Here is a 3,832-nt window from a genome sequence, read left to right as displayed (position 1 = left end):
ATTTAGTACCGGAATCGGCACACCCACCCCCAACATCAAAGAAGAACCATAATTTTTGAGATAGCAACCCCGCACCCATTTAGGATCCATCTGCTTGGCATCGCCAATTAGCGCCAGCGTCGCGCCAGGGCCGATCGGCGTACGATTTTCGCCCCGTTTTTGGAGTGGGAAATGCTGGGTACCTTCCCAGGCGACATAGCCGATCCCCCCACCCAACCAAATCCGCGTCCCGATGCCAATTACTTCCAAATCGGGGTCGTTTAATAGTGGTGAAATTGCCCCAGTATTGGAATAAACAGCATTCCCCAGTCGGGGCTGTAAGGGGCCTAGATAAGTGTACAACTGGCGATCGCCACCATTGACCCCAACGATGAAGTTTTGGTACAAATTCCGGGGGTTGTAGAGGTAAAATTGATTGATCGTATCTTTGGTAATCGTCGTATCGAAAGAGGCTCTGGGATAGCAGTCGGTAGCTTGACCGATCGCGCGGAGATGGACACCTTTCCCGGCAATTAAATCGGCGATTACATGTGCGCCACCGCGCTCTTTGCGATCTTCATCGCCAATTTCTCCAGCATATTCGACTAACTGAGTAGCACCTAGATACAAGTCTACCGCCCCAAATCCAGCATAAGCCGGAACGCCATCCAACGTACACGATCGAATCTTAATTGGCGGATCGGTATGTCCTAAATTGAGAATTGCGCCCGATGATTCCATCGGCTCGAAACTACCCGTGGTTACCACATCCACCATTTCGGCAATTTTAGCAATTCCGAGTTCCGCAACCTTAATTTTGACCTCATCAACCGTCCAGACTACCGCTTGTTTATTGCTAAATTTCTCATTAATTAGATCGATCGTTTTCATGAGTTAGTGGATAGTGAATAGTGACTAGTGGATGGTGAATAAGTAGATGGGCGTAATTAAATATAAGATATCTCGTAGGGTGGGCACTGCCCACCATCTAGGTTTTAGGCAGAATCTATTTTATAGATAATTGCACCTACCTACTTAGTAGCTCGATAGTTTCACCATAGACGATGCTAATTGTGTTAAGTCCAGCCACAATACGCCAACGGCAGTCGATCGCCGAGCGGAAATAATAGCAGCCTATGCTACGATCTCACTGTTCGATCGAGCGTTCATAATGTACCTGATTCGAGTTGCTCTAAATAGATAAATTCTGGATCTTTAACACCAGCTTCTTGCCTGATTTTAACTAGCTGTGGAGATTCAAAAAATCGTCGAGCAGCCTCGATCGATGTCCAGGCGGAAAAGTGGACTATTTTACAAGGATTGCGAGCGTCCTTTAAAACTTGATACGTCCGTTCGCCAGCTTCTTTGCGGATCTGGGCAGCGCGATCGAAAATCTGCTTCCATGAGTCATAATCTTCGACTTCATGAATGATTAATACATATTGCGTCATGGACATCAAAAATTTAGTTTACTCATCGCGTACCCACACAGCTAGCCCACCGCCACGTCCGCGCGCCGCAATGCTAGTTTCCCCCGCCCAGAAAAAAGCGAAGAATGGTAGATCGGCGATCGAGATTTTCGCAAAATCTTTAATTCCCGCTTTACCACTCCGAATCTTACCTTGGTAAACCGTAACGCCTAGAAATTTAAGTTGAATCTCCGTAAAATCAAATACTAATAAATTTTTCTTACCGGGATAACGACAGGGGCCAGTAAAGCGGATGTAAATACTTCCAACTAATAATTTATTCGTCACGGTTCCCGTCAATTCTGAGTCAGCATCTTGCGTAAAAGCGATCGAAGCGGGGATAAATTTTGGCAAATAATACCCGCGTCCCAGCTTAACTTGCTTGCCTTTGGTTTTACTTGCGCCAGTGGCAAAACACAAGCGCCATTCGCCGAGTAAAGCTGCAAAGGGAATTGCTAACTTTTGCGTGCGGGCAGTTATTTCCGCCGTTTGTAGAGCAGCTACCATCGCACTTGGCGTCGGACGATCGACAGATTTTGCCGCACTATTTAAGACTGTTGTAAAATCGGGACTAGAAGTATTCACGCTGCTCCTCAGAGATTGTTTAAAAAGTCTAATTGCTTCGTTTGCAGTGGGTAAATCCCCCTTAGAAAGGGGGACTTCCGGATCCGGTTCCCCCCTTTTCAAGGCTTGCTCGGGGGGATTTCTAGGGTGTGCGCTTAACAGGTCAGACTTTTCAGACATCCTCTTAAGGAAATTGGTGCCGAAGATCGAGCGACAGTTAAATGCGATCGCGAGGGGGAAAAATAATCCGCCATTTCACTAATTGCCGATCGATCTCTCGAACGAGCGCGGCATCGACAGCCGATCTCGGACTATCTGCCGCGTCACCGGATTTGAGAAAATCGAAAGCCGAGCGAAAGTCTTCAGGAGTCGTGCTAATTGGTGCGTCAAAGTGACAGGGAATAATCCGCTCGAAGTCCCATTGTGCCACGCGATCGACCCAGGCGATCGTTTGGCGCGGAGCGCGATTGAGAATTAATGTCTCAAGGATCGGCGCAACCAGCAATCGACCATCTGCTTGCAAGTTGACAAACCCCTGCTGCCAGTCGGCTTGCCACTCAAATGGATAGATCCCAAAATAGGTCTGTCGCGACCGTAGAGGGGCGGTAAATGACTCGCGCCAGGTATCCGACCATTTGCGGATTTTGAGGATGCTAGGCTGGAAATACAGCGCAAATAAGCAGATCCGCTGCCAGCCGCGCTGACGATTGGCAGGGGTATCGGGGATAATTTGATTAGCTCGATCGCGAGCGTGAAATAATAATGGATCTAGTTCGAGTTGGACGATTTCTGGTGGCTGGCTGGGAATCGCCACGATCGAATCAGTTAATAATAACGTCCGCGAGCGACGGTGAAACATAGCCACTTCTGCAAACTGTCCGGGACCGAGATCGATCGTCTCCAAGATCGCATAATCGAACTCATCGCCAAACGGCGTCCCAGAGCTATCTGGCGGTAAAACATGGGTGCGTCCGCGCGGGAACCCCAGCCAGCTCAACGGTAAATTGACAGGAAAACTCCACTGATCCGGCGCAACCCACACCTGCGCCTGGGGAAACGCGCGGGCAAATGGGCCGACGAAGACCTTATGCTCCAGCCCCGAAATCGTCGGTAAAATAATATATCGCACATCCCCATGCAGGGCGACTAATTCCTTCACCAATTGCAAACATTCCCCTGTCGGTGCCACGGGTGCATATACCAGCAAACCACCCGCTGCCAACCTTACCACCGTCATCCGAATCGGCACCACGACATAAAATATCCCCTGCACCTGCTCGAACACCCACAGCTCACCAGCCACAACCTCTCGCCGCAGCGTGCGCCGTCGCCCATATGGATAAATCGGCAATGTAAACCAAAATCGCCACGCTACATCTGCCGCTGATGGCTGGGTTGCGGTAGTTACTCGTTCTTTCAGAGTCACAGTCGGACTCCTCGTAATTGTAAATTCATATCGATCGCCACATCCACTACACCAGAATTCGGATCGCGCAGCCCAAGATCGCTCGATCGCATCGATATGGTGTTCTACCAATTATATCTGTTGACCCGTCCCGATCGATACCTCAACGGCAGTTGTTTGGCGATCGGTATCCTGAAAATCTCAACAAAAACCTGACTATTTACGCGCCCTGGAGGACTTGAACCCCCGACATTCGGTTTTGGAGACCGACGTTCTACCAACTGAACTAAAAGCGCATGTGAGAAAAAGAAGCGATCTTCCTGACCCTGTAAATTAGTATAGTATGAAACTAAAATTATTGGTCAGGATACTTGAAAAAAAATCTGCAAGATTATTCCAAGGGACGATCGAACCG

4 protein-coding genes and 1 tRNA gene are annotated in these 3,832 nt (G+C 48.9%); all 5 read right to left on the bottom strand.

Annotated features, from left to right (window positions below; all coding sequences use genetic code 11):
- Positions 1-870 (bottom strand): homocysteine biosynthesis protein (locus tag RMO35_RS03535; RefSeq protein WP_309738593.1); only part of this gene is annotated, 870 nt, incomplete at its 3' end.
- Between the two features lie 275 nt (positions 871-1,145).
- Positions 1,146-1,430 carry a putative quinol monooxygenase gene (locus tag RMO35_RS03530; RefSeq protein ID WP_396135041.1) on the bottom strand — a complete coding sequence of 95 codons (285 nt, stop codon included), beginning with the start codon at positions 1,428-1,430 and terminating at the stop codon, positions 1,146-1,148.
- A gap of 18 nt (positions 1,431-1,448) precedes the next feature.
- Positions 1,449-2,033, bottom strand: coding sequence for a hypothetical protein (locus RMO35_RS03525; protein ID WP_309738591.1), 585 nt, complete (start codon positions 2,031-2,033; stop codon positions 1,449-1,451).
- A 196-nt stretch (positions 2,034-2,229) separates the two neighbouring features.
- Complete coding sequence (locus RMO35_RS03520) at positions 2,230-3,438, bottom strand: DUF4336 domain-containing protein (RefSeq protein WP_309738590.1); 1,209 nt, start codon at positions 3,436-3,438, stop codon at positions 2,230-2,232.
- Between the two features lie 202 nt (positions 3,439-3,640).
- Positions 3,641-3,713, bottom strand: a tRNA-Trp gene (locus RMO35_RS03515).
- Positions 3,714-3,832: the final 119 nt, after the last annotated feature.

The sequence above is a fragment of the Chamaesiphon sp. OTE_20_metabat_361 genome (assembly GCF_031364565.1).
Note: the sequence above shows the minus strand (reverse complement) of the source record. Positions and strands in the feature narration are given on the sequence as shown.

Bases quoted from the DNA above. Each gene is read 5' to 3' on its own strand.
- RMO35_RS03530 (WP_396135041.1), bottom strand. From the start codon at position 1,430: ATGACGCAATATGTATTAATCATTCATGAAGTCGAAGATTATGACTCA.